Raw genomic sequence first — 24,674 nt, forward strand, 5'->3', positions numbered from 1 at the left:
ATTCAATGTCCGGCGGACGGCACCGGGCCGCGTGGGGTTTTCAGCAGCAGGGCGAGCGGGACGCAGGCAAGCAGCGCCAGGGCCAGCAGAAAGAAGGCATCGGAATAAGTCATGACGGCGGCCTGCTGCTGGATCTGCGCGGCCAGTTGGCCCAGCGCGCGCAGTTTGGAGTAGGCCATGTCGCCGGTCTGGGCGAACCAGGACGCGGCGTTGGCGGCCATATGGTCCTGCCCGGCGACGGAGTTGGCCGTCAGTGATTCGCGGATGACGTCGGTGTGGTATTTGCTGCGGCGGTCGATGACGATGCCGATCACCGCCAGGCCCACCGATCCGCCCAGGTTGCGCGCCATGTTGTACAGGCCGGCCGCGTCGCCCGATTCCTCGCGCGTGACCGCGGCCATCGACGCCTGGTTCAAAGGCATCATGCATAGCATCTGGCCGATGCCGCGCAGGAATTGCGAGCCGTAGAAATCATGGCCGACGGCCTGCGCGGTCAGGTCGATGTCCAGCAGGCAACTGCCCGTGAAGAGCAGCAGGCCCAGAATGACCAGCACGCGGAAGTCCGCCTTGCCGAGCAGGCGCGGCAGCAGCGGCATCATCAGGAAAGCCGGGATGCCGGACACCAGCATCACGGCGCCGGACTGCTGGGCGTTGTAGCCGGAGATCAGGCTGAGGAACTGGGGAACCAGATAGGACACGCCATACAGGCCTGCCCCGATCGCGAAGACGATCAGGATGACGCTGGCATAGCGTGGGTTGCGCAAGAGGCTCAGGCGCACGATGGGTTTGCGCGCCGTGAATTGCGCCACGCCCAGCACGATGAAGCCGGCCAGGGACAGGAGGCTCAAGGAGACGATCATGGTGGAGTCGAACCAGCGTTCCCGTTGGCCTTCCTCCAGAACGACCGTCAATGAACTCAGCGCCACCGACAGGCCCGCGATGCCCAGCCAGTCGGCCTTGATGAATTCGCTCCACTGCGATTTCTCCGCCGGCAAACCCAGCAGCAGCAAAGCCACCAGGCCCACGCAGACCGGCAGGTTGACGAAGAAGCACCAGCTCCAGCTGATGTTCTCGGCCAGCCAGCCGCCGACGACCGGGCCCAGCAACGGTCCCAGCAGCACGATGAGGCCGAACATGGTCATGCCCACCGGCATCTGCTCGCGCGGCAGGCGCGTGCGGATGATGGTTTGCGCGGTGGGGATCATGGCGCCGCCGACGAAGCCCTGGCCGATGCGGCCGATGATCATCTGGGTCAGCGAGCTGGACAGGCCGCACATGGCGGAGAACATGGCGAACAGGACGGCGTTGCCTAGCAGGAAGTTGCGCAAGCCGAAGACGCGCGTCAGCCACGCCGCCAGCGGGATCATGACGATCTCGGACAGCAGGTAGCCGGTGGATATCCAGGTGCCTTCCGTGCCGGTGGCGCCGATCGAGCCCTGGATCTGCGGCAGCGCGGAGTTGGTGATGGAGATGTCCAGCGTGGCCATCAGCGCGCCGAGCGCGCCAGCGGCGACCGCGATCCAGTCCGCCGCCGTGGCGCGCGGCGCGGGGGCGGCGGGGGCGCCCGACGGCGCTTGCCCCGATCCAGGCGCGGCTCCCGCCAAGGTGGCGGTCTCAGCCATGATTCGCCGCCGTGGTGGCCGAGGTCGTCGTGCTCGAAGCCGGCGCCGCCGGGGTTGCCGAGTTCGTCGAGTCGGCCGCCGGCGCGTACGGCGATGCCGCGATGCGATTCTCGTCGCGCACCTTCTGTTCGTCGTCAATGGCGCCGCGCGTGTCGACTTCCGCCGTCACGGACAAGCCTGGCAGCAGAACGCCGCGCGTCGCCGGACCCGTATCGATGCGGATGCGCACGGGCACGCGCTGGACGATCTTGGTGAAGTTGCCGGTCGCGTTTTCGGGCGGCAGCAGGGCGAACTGGGAGCCGGTGCCGGGGGCGAAGCTATCCACCACGCCATGCAGCTCGGTGCCGGACAGGGCGTCCACGCGCAGAGTGACCGGTTGGTTGATGCGCATGCGGCCGATCTGGGTTTCCTTGAAATTGGCCACCAGGTAGACGTTTTGCGTGGGCACCACGGTCATGGCCCGCGTGCCAGGCTGAACATATTGACCGACACGGACGCTGCGATCGCCGACACGGCCGGGCTGGGAAGCGCGCACGACCGTGTCCTGCAGGTCCAGATTGGACTGGCGGGCGCTGGCGCGCGCGGCTTCGAGCTGGGCCCGGGCCTGATCGATCTGGGCGGCGGTGACGGCCAACTGGGCTTGCGCCGCGGCCACGCCGGCGGTGTTGGCGGCCAAGGTGGCCTGGGCCTGGTCGCGGGTGTTGACCAGATTGGCCAGGCGCTCGCTGGTTTCGGCGCCGCTGGCCGCCAGGGGGCGATAACGGCGGACTTCGTCTTCGGCGTGCTGGGCATTCAGACGGGCCACGCGCTGTTGCGCCTGGGTTTGTTCGAGACTGGCTTGTTGTTGACGCAATTCAGCCTGCGCGCGGGTCAGGTCGGCCTCGCGCGCCGCCTCGGTGGCCCTGGACTGGTCCAGCATCGCCCGATAGGTGCCGTCATCGAGACGAAGCAGGGGATCGCCTACCTTCACAGTCTGGTTGTCGGCGACATAGACTTCGGCAACGTAGCCGCTGATCTTGGGGGCGACGGTGACGGCGTCCGCCTGCAGGTAGGCGTCGTCGGTGCTTTCGAAATAGCGTCCCACTACCCACCAGTGGCCGATCCAGGCGGCGCCGGCAAGGACGACCAGGCCGGCGCCGGCCAGCAATATGGCGCGTTTGCGGGAGGGGGCCCGGGGCCGCGAGGCGGCGGGGGCCGGGGCGGCATGGGGCGCGGCTGCGGGGGAGCCGGGCAGAGTGTCAGCAGTGGAGGACATGGAAGGAGGGCAAAAATTTAACGATTGGAAGATTTTTATCGATCGGAAAAAATTTATCAAGTGTTATATTTTTGACCTGTGTTGCTTGTTACGGTTGCGGGAGAAGAACAATGATTGATGCCAAACGGCCCCGGCGTCCTGCCGCGGGCGGGTACGCCCGCGGGGATGAAACACGCCTGCGGATCATCGACGCGGCGATCGAGCGCTTCGGCGAGGCGGGCTTCGACGGCGCCTCGACCCGCGATATCGCCCAGCGCGCGGGAGTCAATGCCCCTGCGCTGCAGTACTACTTCGAGAACAAGGAAGGGCTGTACCGGGCTTGCGCGGAGCACATCGCGGACGAAACCCTGGCCTTGTTCGAGCCCGCCGTGCTGAATGCGCGGCAGGTGCTGGCGGAGAATGGGGACGCCGAGCGTCTGATCGGCGCTTTCATCCGCATCCAGGAGACGATCGCGGACAAGATGTTCACGGCGCGACGCGACCCCGACCCCCGGATGTTCTTCGCGCGCGAGCAGGCGGGCCATGAGCCGGGTATCGCGTCGGAGGTCTTGCAACGCCGCATGCGCAAGCCGCTCAATGATCTATGCGCGGAGTTGCTTGGCCGCCTGACCGGGCGCGATCCCCAAGACCCCGAGAACCTGGTGCGCATGATGAGCCTCAACGGCCAATTGGTGGTATTTCACATCGCGCGCCGGGCCACCCTGACACTGTTCGGCTGGGCCGATATCGACGCTGAAAAAGCAGATCTGATCAAGTCCACGGTCCGCGCGCAGACGCGCCTGCTGCTGGAAAGTTGGAGTCGCGGGGCCTGAGTCAGGTCGTTGTCAGTTATTGATAACGATAAATGAATGAAGAAGCGGGATTAATGGGAGACGTTGCCGGAGAAATGTCGGCTACGTCACGTCTAGAAATATCTCCGACATATTGTGTGGTCAGAATGCCCCCTTATTTTCTGACTTCCTGTTGAAAGAGCGATCGACTCCCATGCCTGCAGCTTCCGTCTCCGCCAGCGCGTCCGCGCCCCTCAGCCCCACGACCCTGGCGCGCCTGCGCCGTCTCGCCCTGGGCGCCACGTTGGCGCTGCCCCTGGTCCTGTCCGCCTGCGGCGGCGATCACGACGACGATGAAGATGCGACGCCGGTTGCCACCGCCCCCGTCGAGACCCCCGCCACGCCGGACACGCCCGAAACCCCGGCCGAACAGCCCGAGGACACGCGCAACCAGGCCTATCTGACGGCCAAGGCCGGCGACATCATTCAGGTGCGCATCGAAGAGCTGCATCCGACCCAGGATGCCATCGGCTACGACCAGATCTATTACAAGCTGGGCCGCTGGCAAGGCGATTTCAACCGTCCCACCTGGGCGGCCAACCCCACCAATCAACTCGATTACCTGAATCGCACGGTCGGCAAGAAGTTCGACGACTATTGCGAGGACATGGGCATGAGCGAGCGCGCCGCCGACTTCGCGACCATCGCCGAAGCGCAGGCCGCGCGTCTGGACGACCCGACCACCTTCACCTGCGCCGATGCGCCCGGAACCAATGCCGACGTGCTGAAGACCGTGGTGGTGGGCTGGGACGGCAATCTGTATCTGACCGACGGCCACCACACTTTCTCGTCTCTGCGCGAGATTGCCGATGGCGGTCCCAAGCTGCCGGTATACGTCAAGGTCGACGCCAACTACAGCGACATCGGTACCGCATCTGCTTTCTGGACCCGCATGGTCGACGAAAAGAAAGCCTGGCTGCGTGACGGCAACAACCAGCCCATCACCGCCGATCAGCTGCCGACCCGCGTTGGCCTGCCGCATGACAGCGAACCGGGCGGGATGAGCGAGGACAAGTACCGCTCGCTGGTCTACTTCACCCGCGACATCGCCTATAGCAACGGTGACCTGCCCGAGTTCGCTGAATTCCAGTGGGGCGACTGGCTGCGCAACCAGGTTGCGCTGGGCAATCTGCAGCCGCTGACCAACTACCGTACGGCGGCGCCCAACACGCTGACGCAGATCCTGGCGGTCAGTACCTTGAGCAGCGCCCTGGCGTCCACGGGCGCGACGGACAGCTACGCCGCCGCGGTGCGTGACGCTTCGCTGAAGATGTCCGCGCTGGCAGATAATGCCGTCGTTTCCGGCACGGCCACGGCCGCCCAGCTGGGCCGCATCCAGTTGGTGGCTGGCGCCGCCAGCGGCTCGCCCACCAAGACGGCGCGCGACACGCTGGAAGAGCTGCCGCGCAATGACGTCAAGAGCGACGGCTCCCCGCGTGGCGCGGGCAAGCTGTGGTTCGCGGCGAACTACCGTTCTTGCGGCAAACCCGCCACCGGCACTTGCTGGGGGTATTAAGCTCCCCCGTACCCGCTTACGCGGGCCCCCCAGGGGGCGACACTGGCGGACCGGCAAAGCCGGCTCCGCGGTGTCCCCGATCGGCAGCGGCTAGATGTCCGCGGCCATTCCATGATGGAACAGGTTTGGCGTGCGCTTAGAAGCGCACCACTACTTTGCCGAAGGCGCCGCGCTCCAGGTGGCGGAACGCCGCCGGCACGTCATCGGCGCCGTATTCGGCGGCGATGACGGGTTGCAGGGCATTCGCATCGACGGCGCGCACCATGTCCTGCAGCGCCCGTCGATGCCCCACCGCGATGCCCTTGATCGTCACCCGGTTGCCGATCGCGGCATAGGCGGACCCGCTGAAGTCGCTACCTTCCAGCACGCCTATCACGCTGAGGTGGCCGTCTTGCGCCGAGGCCTTTATGGAACGGCCCAGGTTGGCGCCCCCGACCGTCTCCAGCACCTGCTCCACGCCACGCCCGCCGGTCAATTCGCGCACCTGGGCAACCCAGTCGTCGTGCCTCGACAGCACATGATTGGCGCCCAGCGCCAGCGCCTTGGCGCGCTTGTCTTCAGCCCCTGAAATGACGATGGCCCGCGCGCCATGCATGCGGGCAAACTGCAGGCCGAACAAGGCGACCCCGCCCGTACCGTGTATCAAGACGGTCTGCCCCGCGTTCAAGTGACCTTCCTCGACCAGGGCGAACCACGCCGTCAGCGCCGCGCACGGCAAAGTGCTGGCCTGCGCCGCGTTCAGTGTCGCTGGCGCGGCGACGGCCCACTGTGCATCCAGCAGCACATGCGACGCAAGGGCGCCCGGACCCGGGCCGCCCATGGGAATCACATCCGCCGGCGCAAGGCCGTCGAGCCAGCCACCCCGGAAGGTATTGATCACCCGATCGCCTTCCTTCCATTGCCTGACACCCGCGCCGACGGCGCTGACCGTGCCCGCCAGGTCGGACGCCGGCACGAAGGGCAGGGGCGCGGACCAGCCATAGTCCTTGTCGTTGCCGGTCAACATCAGGTCGCGATAGTTGAGCGAGGCGGCTTCGACCTTGACCACGATCTGGCCCGGCCCCGGCTGAGGAATAGGGGCCTGCACGCGTTGCAGGTTGTGGTGGCCATAGGCGTCGATTTGCCAGCGGAAAGAGGTGTCGGTCATGAAGGCTGCCTTGCGATGGGAGTAGGGATGGGTCATGCTACTGAATCCAAACACTCCGCAGTGGCGTCATTTTTTCGTTTGAATGGTGCCTGTAAATCTACGATGAGCGAACGTCTTAACGGTATCGAGGCCTTTGTCGCGGCGGTCGAAGCCGGCAATTTCGCGCTGGCCGCGCAGCGCCTGCGCCTGACCCGCTCCGCCGTGGGCAAGAGCGTGGCCCGGCTGGAAGAGCGCCTGGGCATCCGCCTGTTCCATCGCACCACCCGCAGCCAAAGTCTGACCGAGGACGGCCAGGCCTATTACGAGCGGTGCCGGCGGGCCCTGGCCGAACTCGAAGCGGCGGACGCCGCCATCGAGGCGGGACGGCAGGAGCCCCGTGGCGTCGTGCGGATCACCATGCCTGAATTGCTGGGCCGCACCCGCATCGCACCGCTGCTGCTGGAATTGGGACAGCGACATCCAGAACTCGGTTTCGACGTGTCCTTCAGCGATCGTTCCGTCGACCTGGTGGAAGAGGGCTTTGATCTGGCCATCCGCAGTGGTCCCCTCGGCGACAGCGCCATGCTGGTCGCGCGTCGCCTGGGCGAGCAATGCATGCGCGTGTACGCCGCGCCCGAGTACCTGGCGGCACATGGCGGGCCGGACAGCGTCGAAGCCTTGATGGCTAACGTGGAGCGGTATGCCTATGTGGGCTATTCGCGTCATAACGCGCCTCATCCCTGGCAGTTTCACGATGCCGACAGACGGGTCCTCGACCTTTACGTGCCGTCCCGTCACGGTTTCAGCTGCAACAGCCTGGAGGTCACGGTGATGGCTGCCTGCCAGGGCATGGGCCTGGCGCGCTTGCCCGGCTGGCTGGTGGCCGACGCGGTGACCGAGGGCCGGCTGGTGCAGGTGTTCACCGAGCCTTACCCCTTCGGTTATGTCCTGCACGCGGTTTGGCCGCAAACGCGCGCCTTGCCCTTGAAGACGCGGGTGGTGATCGACATGCTGGTCGAGCGCCTGGCGCCGTTGCTGGCGGCGGGGCTGCCACGCGATCAGGCGTCTCCCTCAGGGCGTTAGCTTATCGATATCTTGTATTTGTTGTGAGGCCATGCGGGCCCGAATAATCGAACCCTGTCGATTGTTTTTGTCTGTAGCGAGAAGTCCGCATGCCCGTTGTGAATGTCGGTGACACTGCCCTGTACTACGAGGACGCGGGCGATCCCGCGCGACCCGCCATCCTGGCGCTGGCGCCCGGCGGCCAGGATTCGCAAGCCCACTTCTGGGGCATCCGCGCCAATGGCAAGCCGCGCAATTTCCCCGATCCCCGGCCTTTCCTCGCGCAACATTTCCGCTTGATCACCTTGGATCAGCGCAATGCGGGGCGGTCGAGCGCGCCTTATACGCGGCCCGTGACATGGGATGACTATGCCGCGGATCATCTGGGCCTGCTCGATCAGTTGGGCATCGAGCGCTTCCATATCCTTGGCGCCTGTATCGGCGGTCCCTTCGGCTTCAAGCTTATCGAGCGCGCGGGCGCCCGCGTGGCGTCCTTCGTCGTGCAGGCGACCTCGGGCCTGGACGATCACAACCGCGAGCATTTCGAGCATTCCTTCCACGACTGGTCGGAAGGCTTTCGCGCGCGCAGGCCTGACGTCGATGCCGCCTTGCTGGCGCGCCAGTATGAATTGCTTTATGGCGGCGACTTCATCTTCTCCGTGGATCGGACCTTGGTTTCCAAGGTGACCACGCCGCTGTTGATATTGCGCGGCCACGATACGCCGCATCCGGGGGTGATCTCCGACGAGATTCACGCGCTGGCCCGCGACTCGCGCATCGAGGATGCCTGGGAGGGTGAGGAAAACCGCGCCCGCTATCCCGGGCTGTTGCTCGATTTCTTCCACGCCCATTCCGCCTGATTGCCATGTCTACCGCTTTTTCACGCCGCCACTTCCTGGGCGCGGCACTGGCCGCTGCCTTGCCGTCCGCGCTTCTTACACAAACCGCGCGCGCGGCCACCCCGACGCGCCTGATCGTGCCGCTGGCGCCGGGCGGCGCCATGGACCTGCTCGCACGTAATCTGGGCGAGGCCCTGGGCGGGGCCTTGCAAACGAATTTCGTGATCGAGAACCGGCCGGGCGCGGGCGGCAATATCGCCTTCGATTATGTCGCCAAGGCCGACCCCGATGGATCCACGCTGCTGTTGTCGGGCAGCGCGCTGGTCGCCAACGTCACCCTGATGCCTGGGGTGGCGCGCTATGACCCCATCAGCAGCTTCAGCCCCGTCGGCATGGTCGCGACCAGTCCCTTGGTGATCGTCGTCGCGGGGAATTCACCCATCGCCACCTTGGCGGACCTGGTGAGCAAGGCCAGAAGCAAGGGCGTGACCGTAGGCACGCCAGGTTTCGGCAACGAGCCCCATCTGGCGGTATTGAAGATAAGCCAGGCCCAAGGCGGCGAATGGCGCACCATTCCCTACAAGGGCGCGGGCCCTGCAACCGTAGCCGCCATGGCGGGCGAAACCGACGCCGCGGCGGGTGCCTTGCCGGGCGTGCTGCCGCATCTGGCCAGCGGCAAGCTGCGCGCGCTGGCGGTGATACAGGCCCAGCGTTCACCGTTGGCGCCGTCCATACCCAGCCTGGTCGAGGCCGGCACGGTGATTCCCTTCAGTCCGTCGTGGTTCGGTCTGTTGGCGCCGGCGGGCACGCCGACCGCCATCGTCGACCGCATCAGTGGCGGCCTGCGTGGGCTGGCGCGGCAGGATGCGTTCCGCGGCAAGCTCAATGCCCTGGGCTTCGAGCCCGGCGAGGGCACCCCGCAAGCGTTCGCGCGGCAGCTGCAATCCGACGGCGCGAGTCTGCCCAAGCTGCTGGCGGCGCTGGAGCAGCAGCGTCCGGAGTGATGTTCGTTTTTAGCGTTTGCTTTTAGCGACTGGTCGCGCCCGCGCGCAGGTGCACCAGGCCGCTGAGCAGGTCTTCGGCGGCGCGCTCATAGCCTTCCTGGCTGAAATGAACGCCGTCCTTGCGGGCCAGTTTCTGATTGACCCACTTGCGCATCGAGCAGCCTCCGCCCATCGCCTGCTGCCAGTCCCAATAGAGCGTGTGCTTCTCGCGCGCGACGGCGCGCTGCTCCTGCTGGACCGCGTTCAGGGACGGCGCGCGCTGGCCACAGGTGCCGCCCCGAAGCGACGTCAGCGATTCGGGCGCACCGATGATAAGGATGGCGCTGCGGGGAAACTTCGCGCGTAGCTGGTCGATGGCCGTTTCCAGCGTGCGGCGAAACTCCAGTGGGTCCAGGGTGCCGCGGAACGCTTCATTGGTGCCGTAGGCGAGCGCGATCAAGTCGGGCTTGCCCAGCGCCAGGTCGTCCATCCAGCCGGCGCGCCAGCGGTCCCATTGGGACAGCTCGGAGCCGTTGATGCCCACCGCGGACACGATGGCGCCCGGCCGTTCAGCGGCCAGCCACCAGCCGCCGATACGCGTGTTCGGGCTGCCTTCGGTGGTGACGATGAAAGGCAGGCGGGCGGTGAAGGTGGCCTGCGACCAGGATCCGTCCGCGCGCCTGGCCTTGACGTCCTGTACTTCGCTGTCCGCGTCGATGATGTGCAGCGGCGGGTCGCCCGCGGCCTGGCTGATCACCATCGTGATCTTTTGCTGGGGGCTGTCGTCCCCTTTGGTCTTCAACGTCAGCTGGCCACCGCCGCCGGTGCCGCGCGCGATCATGCCGCCGAAGGGATAGTCCGCTTCGCCGGCGTTGCGGCTATTGAGCAGTTCCCAGCCGTCGTTTTCATAACCCACGCGCGCCAGCCTTTGTCCGCTGGCATACATCGGCATGGCCCAGCCTATGCCGCCGTCGCCCAGGCGTTGCTGCAACTGGGTGCGCAGATAATCGGTGAAATAGTCGCCCGCCGTATGCGAATCGCCGATCTGCACCATGTGGAAACCGTCTTGCTTGCCGGCGCTGGTATTCAAAAGCGAGACGATGCGGGCCGTGTTCTTGTCGCCATAGTCGTAAAGCGCATGCGCCCGCGCGGCCGGCGCGAGTATGGACAGCCCGGCACCCAGCGTCAGCGCGGCGAAAAGGGTACGAGGGCGTAGCAACGAAAGCATGGGGGAACTCACTGTGACGAAACCGTTGGCGGCAGACGGAGCTTATCCAAAATCTGCCGCGCCAGGTATCTCTGGCCGGCGACGGAAAAATGGATGCCGTCGCCACTGCGCATTTTCGTGTTCTTGCCGTCCAGCATGATGGAGTCGCTGTAACCGACGTTTTCTCCAGGCAGCAGGCCGCGCGTGTCGATGAATATGGCGCCTTGCTTCTGCACCTCGTCCTGCACGATACCCATCAACCATGACATCTGGCCGTCCAGACGGGCGGCCTTCATGCCGGGCGCGCCTATCCATAGCGTGCTGACGCCTTTCGCCGCGTTGGATTGAATGATGCCGGCGATACGCTGCCGGTAGACGGCTTCCCACTCCGGTGTCTTGAAACGCAGGAATTTGCCACCCCTGTTGGCGGGATCGGGCATGTCCCAGGGATCGTTGGGCCCCAGCATGATGACCAGCAGGCGGATGGCGGGATCCTTCGCGATGGTGCGCGAGATCGTGTCGGGCCAGTTAAAGGCACTGGGATAGGACAGGCCGGTGCTTTGCTTGCTCAGGTCGACGCCTTCGATGCCATATTGCGTCTTCAGCGTGCGCAGCAGGTGCGGGGCGATGCCTTGCATCAGCGAGTCGCCCGCCATGAATACCTTGCCGGGCGGCGCGATCATCAGATAGTTGGCCCGGGCCTGCTCCTCGGCGCGCTGTTTGGCGGCCAGCGCCAGGGCTTGACTGCGCTGGTCCAGGGCGGCTTGTTGTTCGCGTTGCTGGGCCTGGGCGGCCTGCTGTTGTGCCTCGGCTTCCGCCTGGCGGCGGGCCAGCAGGGCGGCGGCTTCGCGGCGCTGGCTCTCTTCCTGTTCCCTGGCTTCGCGCTCGTGGCGATAGAAATCCTCGGTCAGGACGTACTTCTGATTGGCGTCGGCGGTCAGCTCGGCCGACCTGGCGTCGAGGGACCTGCCAAGATCATCGATCGCGCCATTCAGGCTCGCCCAGACGCGCTGCCCGGCTTTCCAGGCGTCGTTGTCCTCAAGGGCGGCCAGGGGATAGGCGCGATGATAGGTCTGTTGGTAATAGATGCCGATGGGGCCCTGCATCAGCCAGAGCGAGGCCAGTGCCAGAAATAGCAGTAATGCCAGGGTGGACAGGGCCGATAGGGATTGGATGCGCGGGGATGCCATGGTGGAATCAGAAATTGGCATACATGAAGCCGGGGATGCCGGACGGCGCCAGCAGCACGATCAGGACAAAAGCGGCGAATATCAGCGCCGGGCGCAGCAGGGCGGGCAGGCGCGCCAGGCCGGCGGCAAACGTTTCAGGCAGGCGGCGCAGCTTGGGATAGACGACCCACAACAGCAGCATGGCCAGCAGCGCGGGCAGGGTCCACGGGCCGATGCGGACGTCATGGAAGTTGTTCAGCAAAGCGCTGTATAGCCGCGCGACTTCGCCCAGATCCTGAATCGGAAAAAGGACGAAGCACACGCAGACGAACTGCACGGTCAGGAAGACCGAAAGGATGCGCGCTGGCCGGCCCAGGCCGGAGATCAGGTCGCGCTTCTTGCCGGCGGCACGCCACGCCGGCACGCGGCCCAGCAAACGGTCGCCGATATTCAGCAACACCAGGCCGATGCCATGCAGCAATCCCCAGATGGCGAATTTCCAGCCATACCCATGCCAGGCGCCCGATAAACCCATGGCGGCCAGCAGATTCAATTGCGTACGCCAGAAACCTTGCTTGCTGCCGCCGAGGGGAACATAGATATGGTCCCGGATCCAGGTGGAAAGGCTGATGTGCCAGCGGTTCCAGAACTCGCGCAGATTATGCGCCAGCAGCGGCGCGCGGAAATTCACCGGCAGCCGCAGGCCCAGCAGCATGGCCAGCCCGACCACCATGTCGCTATAACCCGAGAAATCGAAAAACAGCTGCAGCGTGTAGCCCTGGATCGCGGCGAAGATGTCGAGGGAGTGATACTGCGACGGATTGGCGAAAACCGGCGTGACGATATGCGCGGCCAGCCAGCCGGATAACCACCATTTCTTCGCCAGCCCGGCCAGGATCAGGCTCAGCGCGTAGGTCGGCTGCAGAATGCGGCGCGGTTCGCGCGTCTTGATCTGGTCCAGGGCGTTGCAGGGCGCGTTGTCGTAGCTGGTCAGATGTTTGGCATCGGTGGCGCGAATGATGGGGCCGGCCGTCACCGTCAGGAACAGGCCGAAGTGTCCCAGCAGTTCGATCAGGCTCAGGCGCCGGCTCACCGTGATGTCGCCGCGATAGCAGGCCACCAGGTAACTGATGCCCTGGAACGTGTAATAGGACAGGCCCAAGGGCAGCAGCCATTGGTTTTGCAGGTCGAAGTCCAGGCCCTGGTCCGATAACCATCCGCCGAAGGGTACGCGCCAGGGTTCGGCGTATTTCCAGAAAACCAGGTTCAGCACCGCCAGGGCGACACCGACTATCAACAAGGCTTTGCGTGCCGAGGCCGAGGCGCCGGCCTGCATCGCTTTGGTCACCAGATAAACCAGCACCGTGAAAACCACGACGCAGGCGGCGATGCGGGGGGAACCGTAATAAGCCAGCAGCGCCAGGCTGGCCACGGTCAATAACAGATTCTGGATGTCCGGGCGTGGACGGCAAATCCAGTACAGGAAGAAAAACAGGGGGAATCCCAAGCCGAATTCTATGGATATCAGGCCCACGAAATACTTCTCTTCTTCCTGGTTGGTGTGTGCGTTGGTTTGCCGTTCGCCGCGACGCCGTGCGCCTTCGCGAAGGAAGGGCGAAGTTTACAGTCCTGCTGCTGCCGGTTTCTTGAATGTTGTTAATCAACATCAAGGTGCGGCGGCGCAGGGCTGGTATTCATTCGCGTGTCAGCAGGACTGTGTCAGGAGCAGGATACGCCCAGGATTTCCACGTCTTCGACCCGGGGATCGAAGCGGCTGGTGCTCACCGTGACGGTATCGTCGATGACGTGTTCGCCATTGCCGATGTCGGCGGAAAACAGATAACGGCGGTCCAGGGCGACACGGCCGCCATTGAGTAATTCCGTGTAGTTCACCTTGTAGCGGATCGCCGCCTCGCAGGCGACGAAAGGGCAGTGGACCATTTGCACGGAAAAGCCGAAGGTATATTTATCGGGCTCCACTCTTGTGGAGCGCACGAGATTGGCTTCGCAGATAGCGGCGGCGCAGCAGGTATTAATCAAAAAAAGGCCCGTGGCCGCGCAGATTTTTGTCTTGATGGCTGCCCTCAAGATCGCGTCTCCAGTATGGCGGAATTGCCTTGACGCAATCTATAGCGGGCTATCTGAGCGGCCCATCGTTCATATCGGCGATATTGCGCCAGGCCTATGCTTCCTCCACTTCCTTTTCGTCCGTGTCGGCGGTGGCGGGAGCCGCGGCCGCCATGGCGCTCATGGTCACATAATCGAGTTTGCCGGTGCCCAATACCGGCAGTTTGTCCAGTACGCGGATATCGCGGGGAATCATCAATTCCGTGGCGCCATGGGCGCGGCCCCATTGCTGCAGGGTTTTGGCGTTTGCCTCGGGCGCGGTGGTAAACAGCACCAGCGTCTCGCCCTTCTTGGGATCGGGGCGGGTGACGACGGCATGTTCGAAACCGGGCCAGCAAGCCGTGGCTTGGTTTTCGGCCGCGGGCAGGCTGACCATTTCGCCACCGATCTTGGCGAAGCGCTTGGCACGACCGCGGATGGTGATGAAGCCGGCGCTGTCCAGGCTGACGATGTCGCCGGTGTCGTGCCAGCCTTCGGCCGGCGGCTTCAAGACGCCCGGCGCATCCGCCAGCATGTAGCCCGCCATCACGTTGGGGCCACGGATATACAGACGCTGGCCTTCGGCGATGCCGGGAACTTCTTCAAGTCGCGCTTCGATGCCGGGCAAGAGGCGGCCGACGGTGCCGACCTTGAAATGCATGGGCGTGTTGACGGCGATGACGGGCGAGCATTCGGTGGCGCCGTAACCCTCCAGGATGCGCAAGCCGAATTTCTCGGCATATGCCCGATGGGTTTCCTCGCGGACCTTTTCGGCGCCGGCGAAGATGTAGCGCACGGAAAAGAAATCGTAGCCGTGCGCCATGCGGGCGTAGCCGGCCAGGAAGGTGTCGGTGCCGAACAGCACGGTGGCGTTGGCGTCATAGGCCAGCGCCGGGACCATGCTGTAGTGCAGCGGGCTTGGGTACATCACCGTGCGGATGCCATTGAGCAGGGGCAGCAGGGTGCCGCCGGTCAGGCCGAAGCTGTGGAAGATGGGCAGCGCGTTGAGGATCACGTCACTGGCGTTGTAGTCGACGCGGGACGCCAGTTGGGCGCAGTTCGACAACAGGTTGCGATGCGTCAGCACCACGGCCTTGGGGGTGCCTTCCGATCCGGACGTGAACAGGATCGCCGCCGGCGCGTCGGCCGCGATGGCGAGCTTGGCATGGCGGGCCGGGGCGCGGCGCGCGGTCAGCAGCGCCCACAGTTTCTCCAGCCCGCCGACGCTGGCGGCCAGGTCTTCGAGCCAGAGCACCCGCACGCCGTCGGCTTCCAGCGCGGTGACCGTCGCGGCCAGACCAGCCTGTTCGACGAAGGCCCGCGCGGTGATCACGTTGCGGATGCGCGCCGTCGTGCAGGCGGACTGCATGTTGTTGAGCCCGGCGGTGAAATTGAGCATGGCGGGCACGCGGCCGACCGCCTGGGCCGCGAAGAAGGCCACCACGGCGCCGTTGATATTCGGCAGCATGATGCCCACGGCCTCGCCGCGTTCGGTCTGGGCAGCCAGGCGTTTGCCCAGCAGCTGCGCGCCGACGATCAGGCGATCGTAGGTCAACGGTTTGCGCTTGACGTCTTCCAGCACTTTCGCGTTGCCGCCGTGCACGACCCGGGCCTCGCAGAGCGCGCCGAACAGGGTGGTGTGAGTGCCCGACGTGGAGAACAGCATGTCGCTCATCACGTCGTAGAGGCGGCGGCCGGCGGCCTCGCGATGCTGGCGCGCGGTCAGTCCTTCCTCGATCTGGAAGCGGCGCGGCGTCAGCACGGTCAGGCTGATCTTGGGGAACCAGCGCGAGCGCACCTTGCCCTTCAGGTAACTGAACGGCGTGTACTGGGGACCATCCAGGCGCACCGGAATGATGGGGGCGTCCGCCTTGTCGGCGACCATGCCCGGGCCGTCGAACACCTTCATCAGGGCGCCGGTGACGGAGATGCGTCCTTCAGGGAAGATCACCAGCGTATTGCCTTCCCGCACGGTCTTGATCATCGCCTTGGTCGACATCGGGTTGGTCGGGTCGACGGGGAAGGCCTTGAACAGCTTCAGGAAGGGTTGGATCCACCAGGACTGGGCGATGGTGGTGTTGACGGCGAAGGTCGGCTTGCCCGGCAGGAAGGCGCCCAGCAGCAGGCCGTCCAGCAGGGAAATATGGTTGACGACGACCACGGCGGGTTGGCCCGGACGCGGCATGTGTTCCAGCCCCTTGACCTCGACGCGGTAGATCACGCGCAGGATCAGGCGCACCACGTCCTTGAACAGCGTTTCCGGCAGCAGCCAGATCGATACGATGGCGACGATCAGCGTCGCGAAACCCAGCACGCCGATGATGGCGGGGATATCGGTCTTGGCGGCCAGCAGGCCAGCCACCACCAGCACGGCGACCACGGTGACGCCGGCATTGACGATGTTGTTGGCGGCTACTACCCGCGAGCATTCTTCGGGCGGGCTCATGACCTGCATGATGGCGTAGAGCGGTACCACGAACATGCCGCCGGCGAAGGCGACCACCGCCAGGTCGACGAGGATGCGGATGGCGCCGGATGTGGCGATGAACTGGCTTACGGTGGCGCCGGTGGTTTGCGCCACGAAGCCGCTGGTGGACAGCCACAGGTCGATCAGGCCCAGCGCCATGGCCAGCGCCGAGATGGGCACGTAGCGGGCCGAGACCTCGCCTTTCTGCAGGCGGTTGACGACGATGGAGCCGGCCGCGATGGCCAGCGAGAACACGATCAGGAACAGCGTGGCGACGTTCTGCGAGGACGCCAGCCGGTCCGAGACCAGCGGCGCGAATTGGGAGACCAGGACGGCGCCCGCGGCGAACAGCCAGCTGATGCCCAGGATGGCCAGCCACACACCGCGCGTCCGGCGCGCGATGGCCAGGATGGCCCAGGTGCTCTTGAAGATATTCCAGTCTATGGGTTGCTGGCCGCCGATGGGGGGCGCCTTGGGAATGGCCAGGCTGGCCACGAAACCCAGGGCCGCCAGGCCGATCAGCACCATGCCGGCGGTATGGATGGAGATCACACCTGCCAGCAGTTGACCCGCGAGGATGGCGAGGAAGGTACCGGCCTCGATAAGGCCGGTGCCGCCCATGATTTCCTTTTCCGCCAGTTGCTGCGGGATGATCGAGTACTTGACGGGGCCGAAGAGGGTGGAGTGCAGCCCCATGAAGAACAGCGACGCCAGCAGCAAGGGAATGGACAGGGCCCAGAAGCCCGCCAGTGCCAGCACCATGATGGCGATTTCGGCGGCCTTGATCCAGCGGATCAGGCGGGCCTTGTCATAGTGGTCGGCCAGTTGCCCGGCCAGGGCGGAAAAGAGGAAGTAAGGCAGGATGAACAGCCCGGTGGCAACCGTGGCCAGCATCTTGGCGCGGCTCGGGTCGGCGGCGTACAGACCGAAATTCGCCATGAACAGCAGGGCGTATTTCAGAAGATTGTCGTTGAACGCCCCCAGGAACTGGACCAGGAAGAGCGGGCCTAGGCGGCGTTTAGCTAGCAAGGAGAAATGCGGGGAGGGTGACATTCTGCTTTCTTCCTCAATACGACAAGGGCTGTTGTTTTAGTCGGCGGTCTCCCGGAGGGAAAGGCCGATCCTTGATAGTGGGATGCATGTTGGCATGAAATTGATCAGTGTTCAATAAATTTTTGGATTGTGTTCGACGATTTATTGGACAGTGTTCAATTTTCTCTTTATCTTGTCGGAATTCCTGGCTTTTACCTTGTGATTGCGCCTCATGAGCCGCCGATCCGACCACACCCGCGAAGAGCTTGCCGAACTGATCGTTGGCGAAGGGCACCTGTTGCTGTCCGAGGTGGGCTATGCCCGGTTCTCGGCGCGCGAGGTGGCCAAGCGCATCGGTTATTCCGTCGGCACCTTGTACAACGTGTTCGGCAGCTACGATGGCCTGATGCTGGCGGTCAATGGGCGAACCCTGGATATGTGGCGCGCGGCGCTGGTGGCCAGGCTGGAGGGCGCGCCTGCCGGCGCGTCGCGTCTGGAACAGGCCATCGCCGTGTATTTCGATTTCGCGGCGCACCACCGGCATGCCTGGGCGGCGCTATACGACTTCCGTCTGCCGGAAGATGCCGCGTTGCCGGCGTCTTACGCCGAAAAGCTTGCGGGGGTGACCGGGATCCTGATCGATGAAGTGACCGCCGCGCTGCCTCCCGCGCGCAAGGCGGCAGGGCCGGAACTGGCCCGGTCGATATTTGCCCTGGTGCACGGACACTGTTTCTTCGCCTTGAATGGCACGTTCGACCTGCTGGGCGAGACCGATCCCCTGGCCGCGGCCATTGCGCGCACCCGCGAAGCCATCGCTGCCGCGGGTGGTGGGGCGGGGCGCTAACCGCGCGTCGGTTCAGGTCGCCGGACCGCGTGTTTGCCCTAGGGCCCTTGCACGTGGTGCAGCCAGCGCGGCGCCAACCAGCCCAGCAGCGCGCCGATCGCGGCCGCCATCAGCCCGGTCTGGGCGCTGGCGGTGAGCCATCCCCCGATCAATCCGCCGGCCAGCGCGCCGCACAGGCACTGATACAAGGCCGCGTGCCTGAAGGCCTTGGGCTCGAACTCCGGGGCGGCCAGCAGCCCCAGTAGCAGGCCGATCACCGCCGCCGCTAGGGCCCAGAACAGGTCGCCCCCGCTGAACACCACGGCCATCACACCAAACAACAAAGCGCCGCCCAATCCGCAGCACAGGGAAATCTTCAAGGCTCTCATCCATCGGATGTTAGATGAAAGTGTGGCTAAACAGATACAAATTGTTTGAGTATGAGAATGGCTTCTATTACCATTCCGCCACTGAGTTCCCTAATTACGTTTTCCTGACACGATTCCATGCGCACATACCTGACCGCGATCAACGCAGCTATCTTGGGAGCCTTTGGCTTGCATGGCGTAGCCAACGCTCAACAATCGTCTGCTGCCGCTCCAGTCCAGGAGCTGAGCACGGTGACGGTGGTGGGGACGGTGGACGCGCTGCAGAGCGTCGACTTTCTGTCGCCCGGCTCCAGCGTCGTGATCAACCAGGACGCCATAGAGCGGACGGGTGCACGCAGGCTCGACCAGGCTTTGCAATATCAAGCCGGTATCGTCAGCGAGCCCTTTGGTGGCGACAACAAGGTCGACTGGTTCAAGATTCGCGGCTTCGACGCTTCGACGTCGCTGGACGGCACGCCCACCACGCCCAACGGTTTCTTCGTATGGAAGCCTGAAATCTTTGGTGTCGAGTCGGTGGAAGTGGTGAAGGGCGCCAACTCCAGCATCTTCGGCGCGGCGGCGGTGGGTGGCGTGGTCAACCTGGTGACCAAGCGGCCGCACAAGGAAGAGGCCTTGAGCCTTGGCGCCGAGGTGGGTAATAACAATCGGCGTGGCTTGAGCGTCGACTACAACGGTATCGCCAATGAAAGCGGCTCCGTGTACTACCGCATCGTCGGCCTGGCCCGTGAGGAAGACGGGCAGCAACGTCACACCGACATGCAGACCTTCTATCTGGCGCCCAGCGTCACGATGGATTTCAGCGACCGCACTTCGCTGACGCTGCTGACCAGCATCCAGCGTGAGAACGGCACGCCGACCAACGGCTTCATGCCTGCCTACGGCTCGCTGATCGATACGCCTTACGGCCACATTGGTCGCACCACCAACCTGGGTGAGCCGTATTCGGATTATCTGCGCCGCACGCAGGTCAGCGCGGGCTGGCTGTTCCGCCACGAGTTCGCCGATGGTTGGGAATTCACGCAGAACTACAAGTTCACGCGCCTGGACATCGACCAGCAGAACACGTTTGCCTATGGTTCGGACGGTAATCGTCAAGCGATCCGCGGGTATAGCTATACCAACGGCGCTACGAACAACAACTACATCGACAATCGGGTCAAGGGCAAGGTCAACTGGGGCAGCGTGGAGTGGATTCCCACGGTCGGCTTCGACTATCTGCATTCCAAGACGGATGGGGACAACAACGGTTTCGGGTTTGCGCCGAATATCGATATGTTCAACCCCGTCTATGGCCAGCCGTTCGACGTCAGCGGGACGCCCTACGAGCAGAAGACGCGGCAGCTTGGCGCGTACTTCCAGTCGCAAGTGAAGGTTGGGACCAACTGGCTGTTCACCGGCGGCATTCGTCACGACAAGGCCGAGGGTGACAGCTTGTCGTCCGGCACCAACGCCGATTACGACGTCAGCCACAACAGCCGGAATTTCGGCGCCATGTACATCAGCGACTACGGCGTGTCGCCTTACTTCAACTACTCCGAGTCGTTCCAGCCGGTGGCGGGCTCGGATGGTTATGGTCGGGGCTACAAGCCGTATGAAGGCAAGCAGCGCGAAGTGGGTTTGAAGTTCAATCCGGATTGGCTGAACGGCACCGCGACCCTGGCGTATTTCGATCTGGAAGAGAAGAATGCCTTGGCGGCGGATTCGACCAACATCCAGACGCAGATCGGCAAGCGCAAGAACCAGGGTATCGAGTTGTCCACGGATTTCCGTGTCGGCAAGGCGACCAACCTGAAGTTGGCTTATACGCACAACCATGCGCGTCAGGACGTCAGTTCCGACGAGAGCGTGCGTGTGCCCTTGATCCCGAAGAACCAGTTCAGCGCGTGGGTCAGCCATCGCCTGGTCCTGCCCAGCTCGCAAGCTTTGACCCTGGCCGCCGGCGTTCGCTACAACGGTTCCACCGTGGATGAAACCTACTACCCGGACGAGAAGATCGGCAGCGTCACGCTGTTCGACCTGATGGGTTTGTACGAAATCAACCGCAACTGGACCGTGCAGCTCAACGTCCGCAACCTGACCGACAAGAAGTACATCAGCGGTTGCGACTTCTACTGCTACTACGGCCGCGGCCGTACCGTGGATATGCAGGTGAAGTACCAGTGGTAATCCCACTCCAGGGATAGTTACAAAAGCCCCTGACGCGAGTCAGGGGCTTTTTAGTTTGCAGTCCGCATTAACTTCATGGTCGTTGTACGACCTGCGGGCGAGCTCCGCCTGGCCGACTCGCCTGTTCCATTTCCTCGGTACTTATTGACAAGTACCGAGGAAATGGAACAAGCTTCGTAGCTATGGAGAACGCTGAAGTCACGCTGGTCGAACTGATTCGCACTCATGGGGTGATCCGGTCGAGTGACCTGGCCTCACTGGGCATTCCTCGCGTTGCGTTGACGCGAGCAGTTCGCCGTGGCCAGTTGGTACGCGTTTCTCGTGGCGTTTACGGCTTGCGGGAGTTCCGTTCAGAGCATGGGACGCTAGCCGCAGCGGCTATCCGAGTACCTAAGGGTGTGATTTGTCTGCTGTCGGCGTTGCAGTTCCATGGCCTGACTACTCAGGCTCCGTTCGAGGTCTGGGTCGCGATCGCCAACAAGGCCGCAGCGCCTCAAATCGACTACCCGCCTGTAAGAATAGTCCGATTTTCGGACGCGACTCTGTCGCTGGGCGTCGAAGAACATACCATTGACGGCGTTGCCATCCGCGTCACATCGATCGCGAAGACAGTCGTCGACTGCTTCAAGTTTCGCAACAAGATCGGGATGGATGTCGCGCTGGAATCGCTACGTGAGGCGTGGCGGGACAAGCGAGTCACCAGCCAGGATATCTGGCATTGTGCAAAGGTTTGCCGGGTAGCCAATGTGATGCGTCCATATTTGGAAAGCCTGACTTGAACCAACGCAATGTTGCTGCTTCTATACGTGCCCGACTGCTGAACATAGCCCGCGCCAAGCATCTGGACTTCAATTTGATTCTCACGCGCTACGCGCTAGAGCGCATGTTGTATCGCTTGAGCGTGTCGGATCAACGCGATCAGTTCTTGCTAAAGGGCGCGCTGTTGTTCGATCTTTGGTTTGATATTCCGCACCGACCTACGCGCGACGCGGATTTGCTCGGTTTTGGCCTCGCCGAAATTCCCGACTTGATGCAGACTTTTCGGCAGATCAGCCAGATAGAAGTGGATGACGGGATCGTCTTCTCCGCAGAGACACTCAGGGCAACTGAAATTCGAAAGGAGGCGAATTACGCCGGTGTAAGGTTGACTGTGGTCGGTGTGCTAGATGGGGCGCGCTGTCCGGTTCAAATCGATGTCGGCTTCAATGACGCGGTCGTCCCAGGCCCGGAGGACGCGTTGTATCCAGTCATTCTTGATGACTTGCCAAGCCCGAATCTGCGGGTTTATCCCCGCTATACCGTGATAGCCGAGAAGCTGGAAGCGATAGTGTCCCTGGGGATTCTCAACACACGGATGAAGGACTACTTTGATCTGTGGGTGATGGCCACCCACTGCGATTTCGACGGTCCGATACTTACCGAAGCGATTCGCGCGACTTTCGCGCGCCGGGCGACCAAAATTTCGGGTGAGCCGCCGTTTGGATTGACTGACGAATTTGCCGAAGACGAGCGGAAGTCCGCCCAATGGCTTGCCTTTCAACACAAGAATGCGCTGAGCGCAGTGCCCCTGACCGAGGTGGTCGCAATGTTGAGGCGAATGCTGATGCCGGTGTTGGCGGCTATAGCGTCTGGGCGCACCTCGTCATATAACTGGCACCGCGAACAAGGATGGAGTAAGTCTGTTTCGTAGGTACGTCATCAGACAGGGGGAAGACCGCTCGGCAAATCTCGGCCGCTTCATGGCTTCTCCTCATCTCAAGCGGGGCGCTGGGAGGCAACCTTACCTCCAGTTTTGACCTGTACGGATATTTCGGGGACACCTTACGTGCGTGTCAAGCATTCGCATAATTCACACATTGCGCAACAAATAGAATAATATCGATAAATAAACTGATCGAACGTTTGGGCGGGACCGTCGGAGCAAGTAGTGAGAATTTCACAGAGCGCGGCCTCATCATCGCAACTGGGGCGCCAGCGCCGTACGCCGGGATTCCTGTGTGTTTTCCTTCTCCTTTTCTTCGTGGTGCCGCCGACTTACGGCCAGGGCCCTGCTCGTGATTTATTCGCGGAGCTACGCAAACTGCACTGGGAAGTAGGACCTCGATCCGTAGTCATTGCGGGACGAGCGACGATCCAGGTACCCAAGGGCTACGCCTTCCTTGCCGGCACCGAAGTCGGACAGTTCAACCGGCTCATGGGTAATCCACCCGAAGACGGGCGCTATGTGATTGCCGAAGCCAGGCTGCGCCGGTTCGCGTACTTCTCATTCGCTTCCTTCGGCTACGTCAACGACGGCGAGAAGATCGATGCGACCGCGCTGTACATCAAGATGCTGCAGGGGCAGGAGCTGTATAACGACAGGCGGCGTCGCCTTGGCCTGCCGGTCATATTCGGCGATGGATGGCAAATTCCACCCCACTATGATCAGGAGACGAGGCGGCTCGAATGGGGCGTCAAGCTCCATGACGACCAGGGCAACCCTAGTTCGAACTACATCGTCCGGATCCTGGGGCGCCACGGCGTGATGACGGCTGCGCTTGTGACCCATGGCACGGTCACCGATAACGACATCGCCGCGCTCAAGGCAATCCTGGCAACCTTCACCTACCACCCCGGCGAAAACTACGCCGATTTTCGAGCCGGTGACAAGGTCGCGAAGTCCGGGCTGGCGGCCCTGGTGCTTGGTGACGCCGACCCGACGGTGGAAGAAGCAGGTACGGGCACGGGAAGCATCATTGGGCAACTATTCTCGGCCGCATGGTTCTGGCTGATAGCCGGCGCTGGCGCCTGCTTCATGGTCCAACACCATTGGCGCCGACGCAGACGCTAGTCAAGGCTCACGTCGGCAGAGCCGTCCCATAAATTCCGGAGCAATGACATCTGTGAAGAAGAGACTGATCCAGACCATCGCATTCCTGATCATGTTCCCTTTGCTTGGCTCGGCGGCAGGCGCCGAAGCCAGCAAGACGCTCGACCGCCAGCGCGCGCTGCAAGCTGCCATGGACAATACCAGTGACTTCGCGAAGGCCTGGGCCAAACCGAACATGAAGTTTTCCACTTTCGGCCAGGACATCAGGCGCTATGCATTCCTGAAGCGCTGTCTGCCCGAACGAGGCACGATACGCTACTTAATGCCGGACTACCGCCAGTATTTCGATGCAGCGGGCGACAGGCTGTACGAAGCCGCCATGCAGTTCAAAGCGGCAAGCAACGTCGGACCCCTGCGGTGGGTGGCGGACCAACTTTCCGACGCCGAATACCAACAGTCCATGCAGGCGCTGACAAGTACTGAGACGGCGCAGTACCGCAGCATCTCCGATGTCGGGCGCGCCCTGACGGAAGTCCTGCAGGGCGAACTTATCGACATCGATACCGGCGAGCCTAATGTGGCGTATCTCATCGAATTCAAGGAGACCTTGGCACGCACAGGCGAACTGGACCATGTGGCCTCCGCCCTGCGCGCGATAAGTCCTGCCTACGCCGACACCTTCCTTTCCCTGCGCACCATGTGGCCCGTGGCACCCGCGACCTGGGAGGCCTGGACCAACCTCGGGACGATGCTGCAAGCCTTGAGTGAATCCGTGGAGCAGGCGTATCTGGGCAATCTGTCCCCGTCGCAGCGCGCCGAAGTGGCGGAATATGAAGCCACGCCGGCGGTCGCCAAATTCGCGCAGGCGATGGACGCTGCGCGGGACTACCAGATATTCAGTCTCGGCCGTATGCCGAAGACCAGCTTCACGGCCAGCGCGCGACTGGGCGAGATGGTCGTGTTTTACCCCGAGCGTCCTGACAGCGAAATCGCAAAGCAGAGTGCCAAGGCGATCAACACCAACGCTCGGACGATTATCGAAACCGCTTTTGTCGCGCACCGCGCCGATTTGTGCTCGACTGAATTACATTGAGACTTGGGGTCCGGAGTGGCCGCTGGGGGGGGGGGCCACGTTTCGCCGAGTACGGCCATGCGGGCCGTCGCGCGTATTTCAGCCACGTTCCTTGGACCTTTTACAGAGATGTACGCGCCCCTTTTCAAGAGAGGAGGGAGAGGCCAAGGTCGACTGAGCGCACTGTCGGGGGCGGCAAGA

The 24,674-nt window shown here is 63.3% G+C and carries 20 protein-coding genes; 11 read left to right on the top strand and 9 right to left on the bottom strand.

Features of this window, described 5'->3' with window-relative positions:
* Positions 1–2 precede the first annotated feature (2 nt).
* On the bottom strand, positions 3–1,622 hold the full coding sequence (locus ASB57_RS29925) for an MDR family MFS transporter (protein ID WP_057655757.1): 1,620 nt from the start codon (positions 1,620–1,622) through the stop codon (positions 3–5).
* Positions 1,615–2,877 carry an HlyD family secretion protein gene (locus ASB57_RS29930; RefSeq protein ID WP_082621945.1) on the bottom strand — a complete coding sequence of 421 codons (1,263 nt, stop codon included), beginning with the start codon at positions 2,875–2,877 and terminating at the stop codon, positions 1,615–1,617. The genes ASB57_RS29925 and ASB57_RS29930 overlap by 8 nt, the downstream gene beginning before the upstream one ends.
* Before the next feature lie 110 nt (positions 2,878–2,987).
* On the opposite strand from ASB57_RS29930, the gene ASB57_RS29935 reads away from it, so the two are divergent.
* Together ASB57_RS29935 and ASB57_RS29940 are read left to right on the top strand one after the other, a co-directional pair.
* Positions 2,988–3,689, top strand: coding sequence for a CerR family C-terminal domain-containing protein (locus tag ASB57_RS29935; RefSeq protein WP_057655759.1), 702 nt, complete (start codon positions 2,988–2,990; stop codon positions 3,687–3,689).
* A 172-nt stretch (positions 3,690–3,861) separates the two neighbouring features.
* Entirely contained in the window at positions 3,862–5,223 is a 1,362-nt protein-coding gene (locus ASB57_RS29940; protein ID WP_057655761.1) for a ParB/Srx family N-terminal domain-containing protein, read from the top strand.
* A 136-nt stretch (positions 5,224–5,359) separates the two neighbouring features.
* Here ASB57_RS29940 and ASB57_RS29945 read toward each other — a convergent pair whose 3' ends face one another.
* On the bottom strand, positions 5,360–6,406 hold the full coding sequence (locus ASB57_RS29945) for an NAD(P)-dependent alcohol dehydrogenase (RefSeq protein WP_057655763.1): 1,047 nt from the start codon (positions 6,404–6,406) through the stop codon (positions 5,360–5,362).
* 66 nt (positions 6,407–6,472) lie between these two features.
* On the opposite strand from ASB57_RS29945, the gene ASB57_RS29950 reads away from it, so the two are divergent.
* The 3 genes from ASB57_RS29950 to ASB57_RS29960 all read left to right on the top strand — a co-directional run bounded on the left by ASB57_RS29950 (position 6,473) and on the right by ASB57_RS29960 (position 9,254).
* The gene (locus ASB57_RS29950) at positions 6,473–7,432 is read left to right on the top strand and encodes a LysR family transcriptional regulator (RefSeq protein ID WP_057655764.1); all 960 of its coding nucleotides are present in this window, start codon (positions 6,473–6,475) and stop codon (positions 7,430–7,432) included.
* A gap of 89 nt (positions 7,433–7,521) precedes the next feature.
* The gene (locus ASB57_RS29955; protein WP_057655765.1) at positions 7,522–8,271 is read left to right on the top strand and encodes an alpha/beta fold hydrolase; all 750 of its coding nucleotides are present in this window, start codon (positions 7,522–7,524) and stop codon (positions 8,269–8,271) included.
* Between the two features lie 5 nt (positions 8,272–8,276).
* Positions 8,277–9,254 carry a tripartite tricarboxylate transporter substrate binding protein gene (locus tag ASB57_RS29960; RefSeq protein ID WP_057655766.1) on the top strand — a complete coding sequence of 326 codons (978 nt, stop codon included), beginning with the start codon at positions 8,277–8,279 and terminating at the stop codon, positions 9,252–9,254.
* 22 nt (positions 9,255–9,276) lie between these two features.
* Here ASB57_RS29960 and ASB57_RS29965 read toward each other — a convergent pair whose 3' ends face one another.
* From ASB57_RS29965 to ASB57_RS29985, 5 genes are all read right to left on the bottom strand, one after another.
* Positions 9,277–10,461, bottom strand: a complete 1,185-nt coding sequence (locus ASB57_RS29965; RefSeq protein WP_082621946.1) for an SGNH/GDSL hydrolase family protein — start codon at positions 10,459–10,461, stop codon at positions 9,277–9,279.
* Positions 10,462–10,469: 8 nt separating this feature from the next.
* Positions 10,470–11,630 (bottom strand): DUF459 domain-containing protein, encoded by a 1,161-nt coding sequence (locus ASB57_RS29970; protein ID WP_057655767.1) that lies wholly within the window; start codon positions 11,628–11,630, stop codon positions 10,470–10,472.
* A 7-nt stretch (positions 11,631–11,637) separates the two neighbouring features.
* Positions 11,638–13,143 (bottom strand): MBOAT family protein, encoded by a 1,506-nt coding sequence (locus tag ASB57_RS29975; protein ID WP_057655768.1) that lies wholly within the window; start codon positions 13,141–13,143, stop codon positions 11,638–11,640.
* Positions 13,144–13,328: 185 nt separating this feature from the next.
* Complete coding sequence (locus ASB57_RS29980; RefSeq protein WP_156414323.1) at positions 13,329–13,604, bottom strand: hypothetical protein; 276 nt, start codon at positions 13,602–13,604, stop codon at positions 13,329–13,331.
* Positions 13,605–13,791: 187 nt separating this feature from the next.
* Entirely contained in the window at positions 13,792–17,235 is a 3,444-nt protein-coding gene (locus ASB57_RS29985) for an acyl-[ACP]--phospholipid O-acyltransferase (RefSeq protein WP_197424906.1), read from the bottom strand.
* A gap of 211 nt (positions 17,236–17,446) precedes the next feature.
* Here ASB57_RS29985 and ASB57_RS29990 point away from each other — a divergent pair, with 211 nt between their 5' ends.
* Positions 17,447–18,058 (top strand): TetR/AcrR family transcriptional regulator, encoded by a 612-nt coding sequence (locus tag ASB57_RS29990; protein ID WP_057655770.1) that lies wholly within the window; start codon positions 17,447–17,449, stop codon positions 18,056–18,058.
* Between the two features lie 38 nt (positions 18,059–18,096).
* Here the strand turns inward: ASB57_RS29990 and ASB57_RS29995 are convergent, their stop codons facing one another.
* Entirely contained in the window at positions 18,097–18,417 is a 321-nt protein-coding gene (locus ASB57_RS29995; RefSeq protein ID WP_057655771.1) for a hypothetical protein, read from the bottom strand.
* A 126-nt stretch (positions 18,418–18,543) separates the two neighbouring features.
* Here ASB57_RS29995 and ASB57_RS30000 point away from each other — a divergent pair, with 126 nt between their 5' ends.
* From ASB57_RS30000 to ASB57_RS30020, 5 genes are all read left to right on the top strand, one after another.
* Positions 18,544–20,592, top strand: coding sequence for a TonB-dependent siderophore receptor (locus tag ASB57_RS30000; protein WP_082621948.1), 2,049 nt, complete (start codon positions 18,544–18,546; stop codon positions 20,590–20,592).
* A gap of 182 nt (positions 20,593–20,774) precedes the next feature.
* Positions 20,775–21,371, top strand: a complete 597-nt coding sequence (locus ASB57_RS30005) for a type IV toxin-antitoxin system AbiEi family antitoxin domain-containing protein (protein WP_057655772.1) — start codon at positions 20,775–20,777, stop codon at positions 21,369–21,371.
* Complete coding sequence (locus ASB57_RS30010) at positions 21,368–22,282, top strand: nucleotidyl transferase AbiEii/AbiGii toxin family protein (RefSeq protein WP_057655773.1); 915 nt, start codon at positions 21,368–21,370, stop codon at positions 22,280–22,282. Before ASB57_RS30005 ends, ASB57_RS30010 begins: the two co-directional genes overlap by 4 nt.
* A gap of 237 nt (positions 22,283–22,519) precedes the next feature.
* On the top strand, positions 22,520–23,422 hold the full coding sequence (locus ASB57_RS30015) for a DUF2167 domain-containing protein (RefSeq protein WP_082621949.1): 903 nt from the start codon (positions 22,520–22,522) through the stop codon (positions 23,420–23,422).
* A gap of 52 nt (positions 23,423–23,474) precedes the next feature.
* The gene (locus ASB57_RS30020) at positions 23,475–24,494 is read left to right on the top strand and encodes a hypothetical protein (protein WP_156414324.1); all 1,020 of its coding nucleotides are present in this window, start codon (positions 23,475–23,477) and stop codon (positions 24,492–24,494) included.
* The last annotated feature ends 180 nt before the right edge of the window (positions 24,495–24,674 follow it).

This window comes from Bordetella sp. N (assembly GCF_001433395.1).
Lineage (GTDB): Bacteria > Pseudomonadota > Gammaproteobacteria > Burkholderiales > Burkholderiaceae_B > Bordetella_C.

What these genes read in the sequence shown, in the direction of transcription:
- ASB57_RS29965 (WP_082621946.1), bottom strand. Translation starts at nt 10,461, where the DNA reads ATGCTTTCGTTGCTACGCCCTCGTACCCTTTTCGCCGCGCTGACGCTG.
- ASB57_RS29945 (WP_057655763.1), bottom strand. Translation starts at nt 6,406, where the DNA reads ATGACCCATCCCTACTCCCATCGCAAGGCAGCCTTCATGACCGACACC.
- ASB57_RS29950 (WP_057655764.1), top strand. Translation starts at nt 6,473, where the DNA reads ATGAGCGAACGTCTTAACGGTATCGAGGCCTTTGTCGCGGCGGTCGAA.
- ASB57_RS29990 (WP_057655770.1), top strand. Translation starts at nt 17,447, where the DNA reads ATGAGCCGCCGATCCGACCACACCCGCGAAGAGCTTGCCGAACTGATC.
- ASB57_RS29960 (WP_057655766.1), top strand. Translation starts at nt 8,277, where the DNA reads ATGTCTACCGCTTTTTCACGCCGCCACTTCCTGGGCGCGGCACTGGCC.
- ASB57_RS29955 (WP_057655765.1), top strand. Translation starts at nt 7,522, where the DNA reads ATGCCCGTTGTGAATGTCGGTGACACTGCCCTGTACTACGAGGACGCG.
- ASB57_RS29925 (WP_057655757.1), bottom strand. Translation starts at nt 1,622, where the DNA reads ATGGCTGAGACCGCCACCTTGGCGGGAGCCGCGCCTGGATCGGGGCAA.
- ASB57_RS29930 (WP_082621945.1), bottom strand. Translation starts at nt 2,877, where the DNA reads ATGTCCTCCACTGCTGACACTCTGCCCGGCTCCCCCGCAGCCGCGCCC.
- ASB57_RS30005 (WP_057655772.1), top strand. Translation starts at nt 20,775, where the DNA reads ATGGAGAACGCTGAAGTCACGCTGGTCGAACTGATTCGCACTCATGGG.
- ASB57_RS29970 (WP_057655767.1), bottom strand. Translation starts at nt 11,630, where the DNA reads ATGGCATCCCCGCGCATCCAATCCCTATCGGCCCTGTCCACCCTGGCA.
- ASB57_RS29940 (WP_057655761.1), top strand. Translation starts at nt 3,862, where the DNA reads ATGCCTGCAGCTTCCGTCTCCGCCAGCGCGTCCGCGCCCCTCAGCCCC.
- ASB57_RS29935 (WP_057655759.1), top strand. Translation starts at nt 2,988, where the DNA reads ATGATTGATGCCAAACGGCCCCGGCGTCCTGCCGCGGGCGGGTACGCC.
- ASB57_RS29985 (WP_197424906.1), bottom strand. Translation starts at nt 17,235, where the DNA reads ATGTCACCCTCCCCGCATTTCTCCTTGCTAGCTAAACGCCGCCTAGGC.
- ASB57_RS30000 (WP_082621948.1), top strand. Translation starts at nt 18,544, where the DNA reads ATGCGCACATACCTGACCGCGATCAACGCAGCTATCTTGGGAGCCTTT.